Annotated in this window: 17 protein-coding genes; 6 read left to right on the top strand and 11 right to left on the bottom strand. The window is 43.9% G+C overall.

All coding sequences use genetic code 11. The features are described 5' to 3' along the window. Nucleotides 1-241: 241 nt before the first annotated feature. The gene (locus tag OCV52_RS19030; RefSeq protein ID WP_008221767.1) at nucleotides 242-400 is read right to left on the bottom strand and encodes a hypothetical protein; all 159 of its coding nucleotides are present in this window, start codon (nucleotides 398-400) and stop codon (nucleotides 242-244) included. Between the two features lie 164 nt (nucleotides 401-564). Further along, a complete protein-coding gene (locus OCV52_RS19025) occupies nucleotides 565-1545 on the bottom strand; it encodes a Gfo/Idh/MocA family protein (protein WP_102425305.1) in 981 nt (326 codons plus the stop codon). Nucleotides 1546-1754: 209 nt separating this feature from the next. Here OCV52_RS19025 and OCV52_RS19020 point away from each other — a divergent pair, with 209 nt between their 5' ends. Continuing rightward, entirely contained in the window at nucleotides 1755-2237 is a 483-nt protein-coding gene (locus OCV52_RS19020) for a GNAT family N-acetyltransferase (RefSeq protein ID WP_061031313.1), read from the top strand. A gap of 2 nt (nucleotides 2238-2239) precedes the next feature. Beyond that, nucleotides 2240-3019: a L,D-transpeptidase family protein gene (locus OCV52_RS19015; protein ID WP_102425306.1), complete on the top strand. Its 780-nt coding sequence runs from the start codon at nucleotides 2240-2242 to the stop codon at nucleotides 3017-3019. 40 nt (nucleotides 3020-3059) lie between these two features. Here OCV52_RS19015 and OCV52_RS19010 read toward each other — a convergent pair whose 3' ends face one another. The 3 genes from OCV52_RS19010 to OCV52_RS19000 form a co-directional block, all read right to left on the bottom strand. After that, a complete protein-coding gene (locus OCV52_RS19010) occupies nucleotides 3060-3797 on the bottom strand; it encodes a sulfite exporter TauE/SafE family protein (protein WP_137409018.1) in 738 nt (245 codons plus the stop codon). 159 nt (nucleotides 3798-3956) lie between these two features. Beyond that, on the bottom strand, nucleotides 3957-4676 hold the full coding sequence (locus tag OCV52_RS19005; RefSeq protein ID WP_137409017.1) for a glycerophosphodiester phosphodiesterase family protein: 720 nt from the start codon (nucleotides 4674-4676) through the stop codon (nucleotides 3957-3959). Between the two features lie 211 nt (nucleotides 4677-4887). Beyond that, the gene (locus OCV52_RS19000) at nucleotides 4888-5490 is read right to left on the bottom strand and encodes a 2OG-Fe(II) oxygenase (RefSeq protein WP_102425309.1); all 603 of its coding nucleotides are present in this window, start codon (nucleotides 5488-5490) and stop codon (nucleotides 4888-4890) included. Nucleotides 5491-5692: 202 nt separating this feature from the next. Between OCV52_RS19000 and OCV52_RS18995 the strand changes: the two genes are divergently transcribed. After that, nucleotides 5693-6481 (top strand): MBL fold metallo-hydrolase, encoded by a 789-nt coding sequence (locus OCV52_RS18995; RefSeq protein ID WP_102423591.1) that lies wholly within the window; start codon nucleotides 5693-5695, stop codon nucleotides 6479-6481. A gap of 123 nt (nucleotides 6482-6604) precedes the next feature. On the opposite strand, the gene OCV52_RS18990 is transcribed toward OCV52_RS18995, so the two are convergent. Continuing rightward, on the bottom strand, nucleotides 6605-7033 hold the full coding sequence (locus OCV52_RS18990) for an ATP-dependent zinc protease family protein (RefSeq protein ID WP_008224746.1): 429 nt from the start codon (nucleotides 7031-7033) through the stop codon (nucleotides 6605-6607). A gap of 32 nt (nucleotides 7034-7065) precedes the next feature. Beyond that, nucleotides 7066-7971: a 30S ribosomal protein S6--L-glutamate ligase gene (rimK, locus tag OCV52_RS18985; RefSeq protein WP_004740040.1), complete on the bottom strand. Its 906-nt coding sequence runs from the start codon at nucleotides 7969-7971 to the stop codon at nucleotides 7066-7068. 602 nt (nucleotides 7972-8573) lie between these two features. Between rimK and OCV52_RS18980 the strand changes: the two genes are divergently transcribed. Further along, nucleotides 8574-10358: an SgrR family transcriptional regulator gene (locus OCV52_RS18980; RefSeq protein WP_137409016.1), complete on the top strand. Its 1785-nt coding sequence runs from the start codon at nucleotides 8574-8576 to the stop codon at nucleotides 10356-10358. Nucleotides 10359-10399: 41 nt separating this feature from the next. Here OCV52_RS18980 and OCV52_RS18975 read toward each other — a convergent pair whose 3' ends face one another. After that, on the bottom strand, nucleotides 10400-12298 hold the full coding sequence (locus OCV52_RS18975) for a methyl-accepting chemotaxis protein (protein ID WP_240700711.1): 1899 nt from the start codon (nucleotides 12296-12298) through the stop codon (nucleotides 10400-10402). 278 nt (nucleotides 12299-12576) lie between these two features. Between OCV52_RS18975 and OCV52_RS18970 the strand changes: the two genes are divergently transcribed. Then, entirely contained in the window at nucleotides 12577-13638 is a 1062-nt protein-coding gene (locus tag OCV52_RS18970) for an MBL fold metallo-hydrolase (RefSeq protein ID WP_137409015.1), read from the top strand. 131 nt (nucleotides 13639-13769) lie between these two features. Here OCV52_RS18970 and OCV52_RS18965 read toward each other — a convergent pair whose 3' ends face one another. Further along, on the bottom strand, nucleotides 13770-14204 hold the full coding sequence (locus OCV52_RS18965) for a MarR family winged helix-turn-helix transcriptional regulator (protein WP_137409014.1): 435 nt from the start codon (nucleotides 14202-14204) through the stop codon (nucleotides 13770-13772). Between the two features lie 103 nt (nucleotides 14205-14307). On the opposite strand from OCV52_RS18965, the gene OCV52_RS18960 reads away from it, so the two are divergent. Then, a complete protein-coding gene (locus OCV52_RS18960; RefSeq protein WP_137409021.1) occupies nucleotides 14308-14613 on the top strand; it encodes a DUF3861 domain-containing protein in 306 nt (101 codons plus the stop codon). Nucleotides 14614-14694: 81 nt separating this feature from the next. Here OCV52_RS18960 and OCV52_RS18955 read toward each other — a convergent pair whose 3' ends face one another. Together OCV52_RS18955 and OCV52_RS18950 are read right to left on the bottom strand one after the other, a co-directional pair. Continuing rightward, the gene (locus OCV52_RS18955; protein ID WP_261900896.1) at nucleotides 14695-15540 is read right to left on the bottom strand and encodes an IS3 family transposase; all 846 of its coding nucleotides are present in this window, start codon (nucleotides 15538-15540) and stop codon (nucleotides 14695-14697) included. Beyond that, nucleotides 15521-16042 carry a helix-turn-helix domain-containing protein gene (locus OCV52_RS18950; RefSeq protein WP_261900895.1) on the bottom strand — a complete coding sequence of 174 codons (522 nt, stop codon included), beginning with the start codon at nucleotides 16040-16042 and terminating at the stop codon, nucleotides 15521-15523. Before OCV52_RS18950 ends, OCV52_RS18955 begins: the two co-directional genes overlap by 20 nt. Nucleotides 16043-16109 lie beyond the last annotated feature (67 nt).

Genomic DNA, 16109 nt, shown 5'->3' with positions numbered 1-16109 from the left:
ACATCAATAGAGAGTGCGTATTAACAGGCAATAAGTGCTTGGTGTCGTTACGCTTTGATTCATTCTATTGTCTGCCGGATTTGGCTTTGCTGCAATGACTAAACCTGTGGAGAGCTTGGCGGGGAGTAGCAGATATAAAAAAGGCCCTGGCTGTTCACTCTAATGCAGAAGAGTAAAGCAGCCAAGGCCTCAATTTTGTTACCTTTAGCAGAGTGACTACTAAAAGAGCAGAGCGGTTAGACTATGCTTTTTTAAGGTCTTGCATTGGGTAAGTAAGCGGCATTGCGCCTTCTACTGTTGTAACGTGAACGTAGTAACCACCAGCACTTAGACCAGTTACTACCATTTCACCAAGTTCAACACCTTTTGTTGCTACAACGCGATCATCAACTGAAAACACTTTACACACCTTCAATAAATTAAATAAATACGATAGATATCGAACGCGGATTTAATCAGATAGCCCTCTGATCAACTAATCCGGTTATTTGTCGTAAGGATTAAATTTAGTTATGCATAAACTGATATGTGATTAAAATCAGTGCGTTAGCTTAATGAGCTGTATTATTTATCTGCAGGATAAACGACACCAACCTGTTGACGCATCTTAGTAATTAGTTTGGCAACGGTTAATGCGCGCTGTTTAGCATCGGTTTGTGTGGTGTGATCGCCAGCAATGCAATCAGCAAAGGCTTGCGCTTCGTAACTCATTGAGTTTTCGCTTTGCACTTGAGTGAGATTTTCAATGCTTCCATCACGATAGCGGATCTTAACGTCGGTGCATTCAGCGATGTGATCAATGATGATCGCACCTTGCTCACCCTGGATCTCGCTTGGCGCATATGAGTCGCTGACCTTAGAGTGTGCAAGGGTCACGTCAAATTCAGGGTATTGGAAGATGGCACAGCCATGCGCATCAACGCCTGATTCCAGCAGTTTTGCAGATGCCTGGGCGTTATCAGGTTCACCAAACAGCGCTACCGTTGCTGCAACGCAATAGAAGCCAATATCGACTAGTGAACCATTGGAGAAAGCTGGATTAAAAGTGTTTGGGTTTTCACCATTCAGGTATTTTTGGTAACGCGATGAATACTGGCAGTAGTTGATGTGCGCTTTATGTACCTTGCCGATTTTTTCTAGCCCAAGTTGGACTTGCTTAAAGTTAGGCAGGAATTGTGATTTATACGCCTCAAACAGTACCACACCGTTTTTCTCAGCGACTTCAAACATGCGTGTGGCTTCCACAATATTCGATGCAACAGGCTTCTCACAGATGACGTGCTTACCATGCTCCATCATCAGAATCGACTGCTCACAGTGCAGCGAATTCGGTGAGGCAATGTACACCGCTTCAACCGTATTGTCGTTGGCTAATGCGTCAAGTGAGTCATATGTGGTTTCAACACCGAATTCTTGTGCGAACTGCGCGGCGCTGTCTAGGTTTCGCGAATAAACGGCAGTCAACTGCATCGATTGTGATTCATGTGCAGCTTGAACGAATTTTTGTGTAATCCAATTGGTTCCAATTACAGCGAACTTAATCATAGAGGTGTCCAGTCGTTAGTGTATTGATTCTGCAGAGATAGTAGCACTCAAAGGCTGGTAATGTGCCTGAGATTTGCGGAACAATTTCCCCAAACTTAGTGCCTAATATTGATCTCCTGCCTTCACAGAGTGTCTGAGTCGACCAGTGGAACGGTGCACATTTAAGCCATTTTTGCTAAGGTGTTATTGAATTCAAACAAGGTGATGATATGCAAATTCGGAATGCTAAGGTAACTGACATCAACGCTATTTTAGCGCTCTCTGATCAGATAAATCATCAACATCATCTTGGTGCGCCTATGGTGTTTGCGCCGCCGTCACAAAGCAAAGCAGACAGCGAGGAGTACTGGCTGGGCTTAATGATTGACCCGACTGGGGCCTTCTTTGTCGCTGTTGAACAGGATGCAGTGATTGGTTTTCTCGCGGGTAAGGTCACGCAAAACAAAGGCGTGAGCTTTATTCAGTCTCATAAGGTGGCGAGAGTGAACACTATTGTGGTGAGTGACCAAATTCAGAGTAAAGGCGTTGGTCGAGCGCTAATGAAGTCATTCAATCAATGGGCGCAAGCTCAAGGAGCGATCGAATTAAGATTAGAGGTGATGGAGTTTAATCAACAAGCTCAGAGCTTTTATGAGTCGCTAGGAATGGAGACTCAGTCCCGAATCATGTCGATGCGTTTTGAGGAGATATAAGGGTGCGTCCGTTTTTACCACTATCACTATGCCTATTCTTGATGAGTCCGATTGTACTCGCCGAAAAGGTCGTCGTGGAGAAGATAGTGTCTGACGCTACCGCTATTGAAACCATTGTCTTTGAGTCAGCACCAGCTCATTCACAACGCATCTCAACTTCCTCTCCTAACTCTACTGGCACTTCAAAATCAAAGCATGTGATTGATGTGGATGAGGCGCTGGGTGAAGGTCAATCCACTCAAATTGCTCAGCTGGCACAAGGTTCATCGCAACGCTTACCTAAAGCTTCTGCTCAAGCTTCATTATTAGAACCCTACATGGCGCCCGATTCTTTTTCTGAAATTGATCCTCTGTTGCAAGTAGTGACCTTAGTGAAAGTCGATAAATCGAAACGCAGAATGTACCTGCTCAAAGGGGATGAAGTGGTACAAGAGTTTCGTATCGCTTTGGGTAAGGAACCGAAAGGTCATAAACGCTTTGAAGGGGATAACCGAACGCCAGAAGGGGAATACACGCTCGACTATATCATGGAGCGCTCTGAGTTTTACCGTTCGGTACACATCAACTATCCGCGCTCTTCTGATAGACAGTGGGCTGAAGAGAATGATGTTGACCCAGGTGGTAACATCAAAATTCATGGTATTAAAAACGGTGAACGTCGTGCGCCAGGTTTTATCCAAAGTTTCGATTGGACAGATGGCTGTATCGCATTAACCAACCAAGATATGGATGAGTTTATTCAACTAGTCAAAATGGGCACCCCTATCCACATCGAATGGTAGGCTCTGGTACCCATTTTCCTTTCAGAAATTAGACAGCTCGTTAAAGCAGAACTCGACCTGCACTAAAGAATGCAATCACGATAAGCAGCCCGATAGAGACAGGCTTAAATTTCTCGCCACCAAATCTTTCGAACAGTTTCGAACCCACATAGCCACCAAACATACTGCTTGGTAACAGTGCCAGTGTAAGCCAAACCACATCACGGTCGACGAGCCCCGCAATGGATGCAGAAACAAAGGCACTCGAATCTGCCAATACAAAGAACGCAATCAAACCTGCTCTGGCGACGTGCGGGGCCACAGGACTCGCCAATGCGTGGGTGCCAATTGGTGGACCAGACATAGAAGCCGCACCATTCATTATTCCAGCAAGGCTTCCTAGGATATAGGGAGCAAATCTCGGTTCACTTTTATATTGAAAGCCTCGGTAGATCATAAGTGCAGACGCAAAGATAAAGGCGCTGATGATCAAGATAATGGTGTCTTGGCTAACTGATTTGAGTAAAACCAGGCCAACAGGTGTGAACACAAGGCAAGGAATAAATACTTTTGCTACCCAGTGCCAATTGACATGTTTTTTGACCTTAGGCAGTAATTGAACGTTGCCAAGTAGGTCGATAAGCATGAACACAGGAACAAGCTCAATAACCGGCACGAATAACGCACTTAGAGGCAATGCGACTAGGGTGAAACCGAAGCCTGAGAAGCCACGAACGATAGCGGCAAAAATGAAGGTTGCACCCAAAATTGGGAAAGTTGGACTAAAAATGAGATCCATAAATTAAGTAACCAATAAAGCTGCCTAAATAGTGCGAGCTAATGAAACCAAGTGAGCAGCGGAATGTACTCCTACTCACTTGTGTTTGCTACTTAATTTTAAGGTTTATCGAGGTAAATTTTCCCGTCTTAAACGTTTACTACTTTGGTATTTGTTTGGTCAATTTTTTGCGCTAAATCTATTTGGAAAATCAGTAAATATCGCATCGACGGTGGATAGGAATTTGAACTTAGACGGATCATTGACGGTGTAGCACCATGTTTGAATCTTTGCTTCGGCAAGCGTATTAAGATCATCCTGATTGACGTTTTCGTAATTCATGTGGCAACTGAACGCTTTCACCTGATCTATAAGCAGAAGATCGTCTTGAGAGAGCTGCTCTGTGATCACGCCAACGCGGTATCTTGGTAAGTGGTGAGCCATTTCTGCAACAACTTCATGGCTGAAACTTGAAAGCAGCACTCTGTCCGTGTCTATGTTTGAGCGGATCAGCTCGCTGTGTAGAAGATCAACCACATGAGGGGCTTGGTGTCGGCTATCGACTTTTATCTCTAGGTTAACGCTTAGGTTATGTTCTTCAACAAGTTCAAGTAACTCGCTAAGTGTGAGTATTCTTTCTCCTTCGAACTGTTCTGACTTCCAGCAACCAAAATCAAGCTGACGCAGCTCTGCCAAAGTGTGTTCATCAACACGGCCTTTGCCATCACTACAGCGCTCGAGAGTGTGGTCGTGGCAAACGACAAGCTCATCATCCTGAGTTTGCTGAATATCGACTTCAATCCATTTCAAGCCAAGTTTAGCGGCTTGTTCAATACTTGCTTTGGTGTTTTCTGGGTGAGTACCCGCTACACCACGGTGACCTACGATGATAGATGACATAATTAATCCTTCTTGAATGCGCATCGTAAATATTTATTAAATATCAGTTTTCCCGAATACGCCAGAGTAATTGCTGGGCAAGAGTCTCTACACAGGATTTGGTTCATAAAAGTGATATTTTCCTCTTAGTACTTTCCTAGCAGTACTAAGAGGAAAAGCCTCTCGAGTGGAGAGGCTTTGGATGAGATGAGGCTTTGACCCGAACCTCGCTTTAGTGAGCGATATCGAGTTGGTTGTCTTTCACGCCGTTGATACGGAACCAACCTGCGATACTGAATCGTTCTGTGTTGGTTGGCAGAACTTCGTGTGGGAACTGCTCTGATAAGAACACAAACAAACGGCCAGACTTTGGCGGAATGGTTGCGATGTAATTATCTTGTAGATCGTAAACCACAAGCTCACCTGCGTCTTCTTCACTCCACTCGTCATTCATGTAGAACACAGTAGTCAGACGGCGGTTTTCGTTGCCTTTAAAGCAGTCTAAGTGCTTTTGGTAGAAGTCGCCTTTTTCGTATTTAGCAAAGTGCGCTTCATACTCGAACAAGCCCAAAAAGAACGCTTGGTTTGCCGCTAAACGAATCTGCTCCATTTTATCTAGGAACTGAGATGCAGGCTCACCCATGTCACGGTGTACCCATTGAATCTTATCACTACGAATACTTGATTCTCGTGTTACTTCATCGTTACGGCCAATCCTAGCCTTTTTCCAGTTCTCTGGAATGCAATCCCTCAATGCCACCACTTCTTCATGCGTTAAGAAGTCATCCCAAACAAAGTAGCCTTGGGTAGAAAGAGCATCGATTAGTTGGTTCATGTATAGCACTCAGACAATAAATTAGAGGCGCATATATAGTCCTAATAACTCAGGTCAACAAATCACGTATTTTGTCGTCACGATAAAAGAGCGGAAGAGCATGGTACTTTGATGTGATTTTGTAGTTAACAAATTTATTACAAATAAATATGAGTTTGCTATGGTATAGGTCTGACCAGTTGAATTATCACAAGGAGTGGGTTTGCAACTGCATACCATTAAAGGCTATATCCAAGACATGTATTTGGTCGAGTATCCGGACAAATTACTGTTGCTTGATGGCGCATGTCGAGCAGACATCCCGCATTTGAAGACTTTCATTGAAACCGAACTTATGCGTGATTTTTCTGATCTCCACACGGTTGTGGTGACACACATGCATCCTGACCATGCAGGGGCAGCGCACAAGCTCAGAAAGCTCACGAGCTGTAACTTGGTGGCAGCAAACCGAGATAAGGATTGGTATCACGGTATCGATGGTATCTTGATGCATTTGACCGATCTAACATTAGCAAGATGGATGGCAAACCGCTTAGGAAAGCCGAAAGCGAACTTGTGGTATTCAAGAAAGTTAAAGCCGGACTACAAACTGTCGGATGGTGAGAGCATTCCGGGTTTTGATGATTGGTTGGTTCTAGAAACCCCGGGCCACACCGACAGAGATCTTTCTGTTTATTGCCCATCTCACAGCATTGCCTATGTGGCAGACCTCATGGTGGAAGTGAAAAAGAAGCTGATTCCGCCTTTCCCTATCTTTCACCCTAACAAGTACCGAGAGTCAGTATCTCGCATCTATGACTTGCAACTTGATACCTTGCTGGTGGCGCATGGAGGACAAGTCGATTTTAGTCAGACAGCTTTTGAACACTTATTGATGAGCGCCCCAAGAAGACCGGTGACACATTGGCGGGTAACCAAAATCAAAGCCAAGAAACTGTTGTTATCGATTTGGCGTTTTGGTTTTCAATCTCATGGTAAATCTAAGAAATAGATCAGCCAAAAGTGGCAACTCGAAATTAAAGAATTGAAAGCAATAAGGCCAGTCATGAGACTGGCCTTATATCGTTGTGACGAGCTTTAGTTATAACCTGTGGAGCGGTTACGATGACTCGGATTAGTGAGTCAGCAGGAATTCACCCGCTGGATCAACAATCACTTTGTCACTCATGCCTTGACGACCAAGCAACATCATGTAAGTCATGTCTTGACGGTTGCTTAGCGTGATATCGATAGGCCATTGTTGGCCACCGATTCTCAGCATGGTCTCAATCACACAACGGTGTTCAACTTCGCCGTTAGATGATTTGATTTTCTTACTTGTTTTCAGTTTCGCCTTGCAGCGCACAGTCTCTTCTAGGTGATAAACGTCTGGGTGAAGATCAAACTCAACGAAGTTCTCACCGTCTGTTTTTACACATAGTAGATTGTCTACGTGTAGAGAAGAGGTTTTAGCCCCTGTATCAACACGTGTATGTAGTCCAGTTATCCCTAACTCTGGTAAGCAAAGTGCTTCGGTATTCCCTATGATCATTTTATTGTTCATTTTCTTTCCAATCATGAGTTAACGGTATTCAATCAGCCCTTGCCACGAGTACGGTTAGCGTTTGGCTTTGCATTTTTTTCGATGAACTCGAAAATCATGTCTGCTACATCTTTACCCGTTGCTTTCTCGATGCCTTCTAGGCCTGGAGAAGAGTTTACTTCCATTACCACTGGACCGTTCTTAGATTGTAGAATATCTACACCACATAGGTTTAGTCCCATGATTTTCGCTGCATTGATTGCTGTTGCGCGCTCTTCTTTGGTTAGTTTAACCAGTTGAGCAGTACCGCCACGGTGCAGGTTAGAGCGGAATTCACCCTCACCAGCTTGACGTTTCATTGCAGCAATTACTTTGTTGCCAACAACAAAACAACGGATGTCTGCGCCATTTGCTTCTTCAATGAACTCTTGAACCAAGATGTTCGCTTTTAGGCCCATGAACGCTTCGATAACGCTTTCTGCTGCTTTGTTTGTTTCAGCTAGAACTACACCGATACCTTGAGTACCTTCAAGTAGCTTGATCACAAGTGGCGCGCCACCTACGTTTTTGATCAAGTCTTGAATTTTGTCTGGGCGGCTAGCGAAGCCTGTTTTTGGTAAGCCAATACCTTTACGAGACAACAGTTGTAGTGAGCGCAGTTTATCGCGAGAACGACTGATAGCTACTGACTCATTGATACAAAAAGTGCCCATCATTTCGAATTGGCGAACAACCGCAGTTCCGTAAAAGGTAATGGAAGCGCCAATACGTGGAATAACAGCATCGTATTGAGGGAGCTCTTCACCCATGTAGCGAATCTTCGGATTGTTACTCGCGATATCTATATCACAGTGCAACGTGTCGATAACATCGACCTGATGACCACGTGCTTCTCCAGCCTGCTTTAGACGAGCGGTAGAGTATAGATTTTCGTTGCGAGAAAGAATTGCGATACGCATGGCGTTTCCTTAGTTAATACCTGATTGGTAACTGCAAATAAATTAGTTGTTAGCTGAGCTTTCAGTTTTTTCTGAGGCTCCTTGCTTGCTTCGGGGCGAACCTTAAGGCTTTTCGTTCAACTAAGAAAACGAATTAAATTTGTCGAGTCGACAATGGAAATTTATCGATTGTGTGAGCTATTGGTACAGCAGGCTTGAGAGGGGAATTGGAATGGAAAAGCGAGTTGAGACCTAACTCATATTGGGGGTAGGAGCATATTAGGCTGTACTCAACTCGCGTTTACTCGGTGCTAAAAAGTGTACTAATAACGCCAGTTACATAGATCTATAAGTGTTCGTAGTGCTTCTCTTTCGAGCTTACTGCAGGTGCTTTTTAGCTTGTTAAGATAGTATTTTCTCATGGTCATTACTCTCTCTAGTTAGGCTTTATTGACAACCTATGGTTTGTTGCTGACCCGTTCATTATGGTTAATTAAGAGGAACTAAAAAACAGAGGATATTTTTATTGGTTGTTCCTGTTTTAGTCATATCGCACTACTTTTTTACGATTGTGTTTTATAATGGGCTTAATTAGGAAGAGCTACGTTTAAAAGGTTCATTATTTGTCTGATCTAAACATGATGCGTTACTACACGCGGCTAGAATCGTTCGAGCCAAACATTTCTCACTCCGTGACCTTGACGGAAGTGGCAGATAAGTTGTTTACAAGCTTGCGCCATGCTCGAACCCTGTTAGGCAAAATGCATCAAGCAGAATGGGTCGTGTGGGAACCAAAAGTTGGCAGGAATCAACGCTCTAACTTAACACTGCGTTTTAGCAACTCAGAATTGGCTCAGCATGTCGCGAGTAAGCTGATAGAGCAGGGCAAGTATGAAAAAGCACTCTCGATATTGGACAATGACCGTACTGTGTTTAGTTCTTTACTGCAAGAAACTTCCGGCGCGACCATGCGTGAAGGTCTCTTGCATGTTCAATTAACCTATAAACGCAAGTTTGAGGATCTGTTTCCACATCATATACATCGCAGTAGTGAGCGATTTTTGATCAGACAAGTGTTTAGCTGCTTGGTGACATGTAACGGCAAGGGCGAACTGAAGCCTGAATTAGCTCACCATTGGGAATATGACACTAAGCAATTGGTTTGGACTTTCTACTTGCGCCCCGGTTTGACGTTCCATGATGGGCAGCCTGTTGATGCCAAACAGTTAGTTGCTTTGTTTACTGCTTTACAAGCTCTGCATTTTTATCAAGCTGAGTTGGCTCATGTCTCTTCCATTTTCAGTGAGCAGCCATTAAGGATCAGTTTTAAGTTAACCCAAGCGGATACTGGCTTTGCAGGTTTGTTGGCTGGCGTTAAATATTCAATTCAACCGGCAGCACAGGTAACTCGTGAACCTTCATCATTAAACTCAGCTTCTCATGCTGTGATTGGTACAGGCCCTTTTAGAGTGGTTGAAACCAACAGCGAGCGCATCAAGCTCTCGGCATTCGAACACTTTTACGGTTGTCGCTCTTTAACCGATGAGGTGACCATTTGGCAGTTTGAAGAATCGATGACTGGTAGCGCTCGATTCGATGATAGCCAGATGCAGGTGTCACCGTATGAAGATTCGGCCTGTTTTCATCAATTAGGAAAGAGCGACACGGAGTTGGTGTCTGCTGAAACAGACGGGCTTCGCAGTCGAATCGAAGACGGTTGTCTGTTTATTCTATTTAACCAAAACTCAGCGGCTAACTCGTTAAGTGATGCACAACGTAAGTATCTATCATCACTTGCAAACCCACAGGCTATTTTGACGCAACTGGAGCAAAACCAAGGCTTATTCAGTGTCTCTTTGGCTCAGAACATATTGCCAAGTTGGCAGAAGCTGTATCGAACGCCCTCTAGAGAGACTGAGTTGCCTAAGAAGTTGAGCATTGCGGTTTATAACTACTATGCCCTCTATCGATGCGCTATTTCGGTGTCAGATATTCTTAAAAGACACGGTGTGGAAGTTGAGGTGAATACCTACAGTTTTCGAGAATTAGCTCAGCTTTCTCAGACGGGCGATTTAAAAGAAGACTTGGTGTTGTGTAATTTGAACCTCGATGACAATGCGCCATCTTCGTTGTTCTCGTGGTTGATGAATGACCCTGTATTGCATTCCGCACTCGGCGAGATGAACAGTGATTGGCTTAAGCAACGATTAGATCAGCACAAAGCAACGGTTGAATTGCCGGATTACTTGGCTGAGTTGGAACCTATTGCATCGACACTGATTTCTGATTATTGGTTAGTCCCGATGTTCCATCACTTACAAAACGTGCGTTTCCAAGGGATTCTGAAAAACGTAGCCATCACCAACTGGGGATGGCCAGATTTCAAGAATGTATGGTCTGCTGACTAACTTGAGTGGAAGTGGTCAGCGTATTTCGCGTTCCATTGAAGCTAACATTTAAATTGAGAAACCAAACTCGTTAGATGCATCGCCTTAGCCCGCAAGTTTTGGCACTCCTGAGCCGTTTTCTCAATCATGCTATCGCTCTCCCTGGCTATTTCAGAAATGCCAGAGATGTGCGGTGAGATCTCGTTGATGACGTTAGATTGCTGGCCCGTTGCTGAAGCGATCTGCATGTTCATTGCATTCATCTGATCGACACTATGAGAAATGCTCGAGAGTTGTAGCTCTGAGTTGGAGGCTTCGACCTGACACTTACTGCCAAGTGTGGTGCTGGTTTCGATGGCTGTCACGGCTTGTTGAGTACGCTGCTGAAGCTTTTCAATAATACCTCGAATCTCTTCGGTCGACGCTTGGCTTCGTGAGGCGAGGGTTCTTACTTCGTCTGCTACCACCGCAAAACCTCTACCTTGTTCGCCTGCGCGAGCGGCTTCTATCGCTGCATTAAGGGCTAGTAGGTTGGTTTGTTCAGAGACACTATTGATGACATCTAACACGGTATCGATAGAGTTCGCATCTTGAGCGAGTTGATTGATAATTTCCGTTGTGTCATCGAGCTGCTTGTTCATATGTTCAATGCTTTCTGAAGTGACAGAAACGGACTTTTGTCCAATGCTGATTGCACTCGCTGCATGTTGTGCACTGTCGGCGGCACCATTAGCGTTTTGTGCGATTTCGTCTGAGCTGGCACCCATCTCATGAATGGCTGTTGCAACTTGTTCGATCTGGCTGGTTTGTTGTTTGATGTCTTGCTCCATCGACTGCGCCATATGATCGACACCTTGGATCGATTCAGAGATTTGGACTCCTGTGTTTGAGACATCTTTGAGTAAGTCACTTAGATATTGCACGAATTGATTGTAGCCTTTCGCGATTTGTCCAATTTCGTCATGTCGAGAATCATCTAAGCGAAAGGTGAGGTCACCACCGCCTTTCCCTATCTGTTGTAATCGCTCGGCCACTTCCACAAACGGCAGTAAGAGCTTGTTAGTCGCCCATGCAGCGATCGGCGTATAGATGGCTGCAATGAGTAGAGCCATAAAGATGACGGTTTGGCTAAAGCCGTTTAATTCACCTAGTACATCTTGCTTGGGAATTTGCGTAATCAGAGTCCAACCTATGCCTGGCATCGCTTTGGAACCCAGAATTTGCGGCTGACCATCGACGATGGCCTCATGAACGACAGTTTGTTTACTGCCGATTAACTGACTAGCTTTAATGCCTACAGAGTCTAGTGAACGTCCAATCAGGTTCTTATCTGGGTGAACCTTGATGCTCCCTTGTCGATCGACAAGAAAAACAATACCGCTTTCTCCGACGCTATAGTTGCTGATCAATTGAGTAATACTTTCCAACGTTAAGCCAATGCCAGTCACGCCAATACGTTCGCCATTGCGAGTGACTGCATAGTTAACAAACAGTGCCGGAATTCCGGTGGCTGCATCAATATCTAAAGAGAGCTCAAATGGCTGATTTGACTCGATGAATCGATAGAACCATTGGTCGCTTTGTTTATTGGTAGAGATCGTTTTTAGCACGCCGTTATGGGTGTAGTAAGTGCTTGCTTCGTTGGAAACGTAATAGGCACTGTTCGCGTTGAACTCGCTTTTAACAGATTGAAGATAGGTTCGAAGCTCTTGTTCCGAAAGTCTGGTTTGTTGCATTAAAGGCGAAAGCGTCATCATCTTTGATGCAAGTATAGGAGTTTCCAACTTGAGGTTTATTTCATTACTCACCTCGCCGAGTGAAGCTGGTAATTCTCGCTCGAAGGTTCTATCAATCAAAATAGCCCGGCTTGATTGAAATGAATACACTCCCATCACGCTAATAATGGCAAGAGCAGCGACGATTGTCGCCAGTATCGCTTTGGTTCGTATAGTCAATTGCAATTTAGATTCCCTTCTAAAAAGATTCAATTCCATTTGTAAATGCAATGTTAATTGAAACCTGACTTTCTGGTCAATAAATGAAGTCTAGAAATGAGTGCTGTGCGATATTTGTACAGATTTAAGATGTCCACATTGGTCTGTGCTCGATATACGGAGTGCTTCTCTTCTAAATTTGACGAACAAAAAATTACACTCGCTGGTTTACTTTTGTTTTTTGGTATGTAAACTAATCAGTGTAGTTTTTGAGTTGGGTTTTCCCAACAGTTGAAGAGATACCAATGAAAAAATATCTATTACCGATTTTAGGAGTACTTGCCGTGGTCGCTATCGTAAGCACAGGTTCACAATCAAATGACAATCTAGATAAGCTTCCGAAGAAGTTTGCTAACAGTGAGTTAGAGTACAAGTCGGGCATGTCTGATATTTTTTCAATCTTGAAGGCGTATGTAACTGTAGAAAGAGATGAGCCAGTGCCACGAACCGCATTGCCTCTCGTTCCCATGACAGCAGAACAGCTGATTGAAGAGCAAGAAGACGTTGCGTACCGCTTAGGTCACTCAAGCGTGATGATGAAGCTCGATGGTAAGTTAGTGATGACTGACCCTGTGTTCAGTGATCGCGCATCACCAGTCCAATGGATGGGACCAAAGCGTTTCCACCCAACACCAATTTCACTACAAGAATTACCTGATATTGATGTGGTAGTGATCAGCCATGATCATTACGACCATTTAGATAAAGGTGCAGTTAAAGTATTAGCCGATAAAGTGGGAACATTCTTGGTGCCACTCAGAGTTGGTGCACTACTTGAAAAGTGGGGCGTGGATAAAGCAAAGATCATTGAGTTGAACTGGTGGGAATCAGCAATAGCTGCCGACATCGAGTTTACTTTGACTCCAACCCAACATTTCTCTGGTCGTGGCTTGCTCGACCGTGACCAAACCCTATGGGGTAGCTGGGTGATTAACGCTTCAGATAAGAAAGTATTCTTTAGTGGTGACTCTGGTTATTTCAATGGCTTTAAAGAGATTGGTGAACGTTTCGGGCCGTTTGATTTGACCATGGTAGAAACGGGTGCGTACAACTCACTTTGGGCCGATATTCATATGTTTCCAGAGCAAAGCGTTCAAGCGCACATCGACCTTCAAGGGAAAGTGATGATGCCAATCCACAACAGTACGTTTGATCTTTCCATGCACGACTGGCAAGACCCAATGGAACAAGCTTTGGCGATAAGTAAAGAGCGAGACGTACAGATGGTAAGCCCTGTGATGGGGGAACGTTTAGTAATTTCAGAACCAGTACCTGTGCAAGCCTGGTGGAAATTGGCATTAAACTAGAACGACTATTTTAATCGATGTCTTCATAGCGCGAATCTATAGAACCAGCTGATACACAAAACGCCACCAATCGCACGATTCGGTGGCGTTTTTGCTTTTTGAAATGAGTGGTTTGTTTGAAAGGGCTTCTTCTACTTAGCGCAATCTTCCAGATTCTTAGCCATTTTGCTCGCTATTTGGCTGAACTGTTCTAGCTCATCTTCGTTCATGCCTTTAGTCATTCTCTGTAGCATCTCTCGATCAATATTCGAAACCTTAGTCATGATCTCTTCACCTTTATTAGTCAGCACCAACAACTGGCTACGTTTGTCTTCAGGGTTTGGAGACTTCTTCACAAGTTCTTGATTTATCAACGCATTAACTAATCTCGTGACCTGTGCTTTATCGCGGTTTAGGAAGTGCGCGATATCGATAGCCGTACATGGAGATTTCTTAGTAATGATCTTCATGACACGAATATTCATAGGTGCGATCTCAGAATCCAAGCTCTCAATCTGTTCACTCATTTGACGCTTCAAAGAGTGTACTAAGCGAAAGATAGACTCTAACGATGTGTTATCAGACATAAACGATCCTTAGAAATATAGTTGACAATATCAACTACTTTATTTATAGTTGATATTATCAACTTAATTTTTCGTAAATTCAAGTTAGGAGACAGTAATGACGATGCAAACAATCACAGGCAAACACAATCACTACCGTATCACTATCGAAGAAGTGAACATCAAGGAAGATCGTGAACTGCAAACCATGCAGTTTGAAATTGAAGACAGAGAAAACATGTTCGCGATTGTAGATAAGATTAAGCAGGACAGTGGCTTAGACGAGCAATCCGCAACGAGACTAGGTGTAAGTATTCGCTTACTGGGACCGTTGATGATGCAAGACAGAAAACACCCTCTGTTTGTGGCTTTCATGCCTCACTTCAGAAACTTCATGCAAAATCTTAAGAAGACGCTGAAAGGCGCGTAGCGCTTGTCCGGCAATGACATATTCAAAAAGCCAGCAATCTGATCATCAGGTGAAGTGACCCCGTAAAGTTGGACATTTCTGTTAAGCGGCTTTCAAGGCCTGAGTTCGATATTCTATCGGAGTCAGGCCTTTTAGTTTCACTTTTATACGTTTGGTATTGTAGTACTCGATGTATTCTTTAATTTGCTCTATCAGAGCATCTGCATCTTCAAAGCTTTGGTTGTGATACATCTCTGTTTTGAGTAAAGCAAAAAAGTTTTCAGCAACCGCATTATCCAAGCAGTTACCTTTTCTCGACATGCTTTGCGTTAACCCACTCTCCGCTATCTTTTTCTGATACTGTCGATGGCGATATTGCCAACCTTGATCGCTATGTATAATTGGCTTTGAGTTGGGGTTCAGTTTTGATATAGCCTCCGCCAGCATATCCGTGACAAGCGGCAAGCAGGCATTTTTGGCCACTCTATAAGCAACCACCTCCTGAGTAAACAAGTCGACAACGGGAGACAAGTATACTTTCTGCTCTTTTACTTTGAACTCCGTGACATCAGTTACCCATTTTTCATCGGGTTGAGTCGCACTAAAATCTCTTTCAAGCACGTTAGGAGCTACTGTTCCAGACTCTCCTCGATATGAACGATACTTTTTAATCCTGACCGTCGATTTAAGGTTGAGCTGAGCCATAAGCCTTTGAACCGTTTTGTGATTAAGCATGACCCCCTGATTTTTTAGTTCCAAGTGAATACGGCGGTAGCCATATCGTCCCTTCTGCTCATGATAAATTGACTTTATCAACCGCAGCTCACGTTCGTAGCTATTTGGGCGCTTGCTCGTTTGAGCCTGGTAATAAAAGACACTTTTTGCTAGCTGTAGAGTGTGCAGTAAGTGCTTTAACGGGTACTTGCTTTTAAGAGTTAGAGCTATCATCGCTTTTTCTTTGTTCGACTTTTTTTTCCTGCTCCAACTCTTCCAACTTTTTTAGAACGGCATTCTCGGTTCGCAAGTAGACCAATTCCTCTTTTAGCTCCTCAAGTGTCATTTCATCATCAGGCTTAGTCGTACGTTGAGGGTGCTGTTTCATTGAGGGTCTTCCTTTCTGGCCCATTTTGAGCCCTTTGATACCGAGCTCATTAAATCTTTTGAGCCAGACAGAGAGTATCCCAGGGGATGAGAGGTTTAATACTGCGCTAGTGTGCGTGAGAGACCATTCATTCGTCCACATTAAATTCAATGCTTTTCGCTTTGTCTGAGCAGAAGCAGCATGCTTAGTTGGTAAAAATGAATCAGTACCATGGATGGCAAAGACTTGAGCCCAATACCGTATCTGTCTTAAAGGGATTGAATATTGTTTTGCTAAGTAGCGAGATGACGTGCCATCTAAATATTGCTTAGCAATGATACATTTTAGCTCTCGGCTATATTTGGACATAAAAAGACCCCCAATAATTGGTGTCCAACTATTGGGGGTCAGTTCAAGGTGCTGGCTTTTCTTTTAA

The organism is Vibrio chagasii (assembly GCF_024347355.1).
Taxonomy (GTDB): Bacteria; Pseudomonadota; Gammaproteobacteria; order Enterobacterales; family Vibrionaceae; genus Vibrio; species Vibrio chagasii.
The sequence above is the reverse complement of the archived record's forward strand: the minus strand, read 5'-3'. Positions and strand labels throughout refer to the sequence as shown.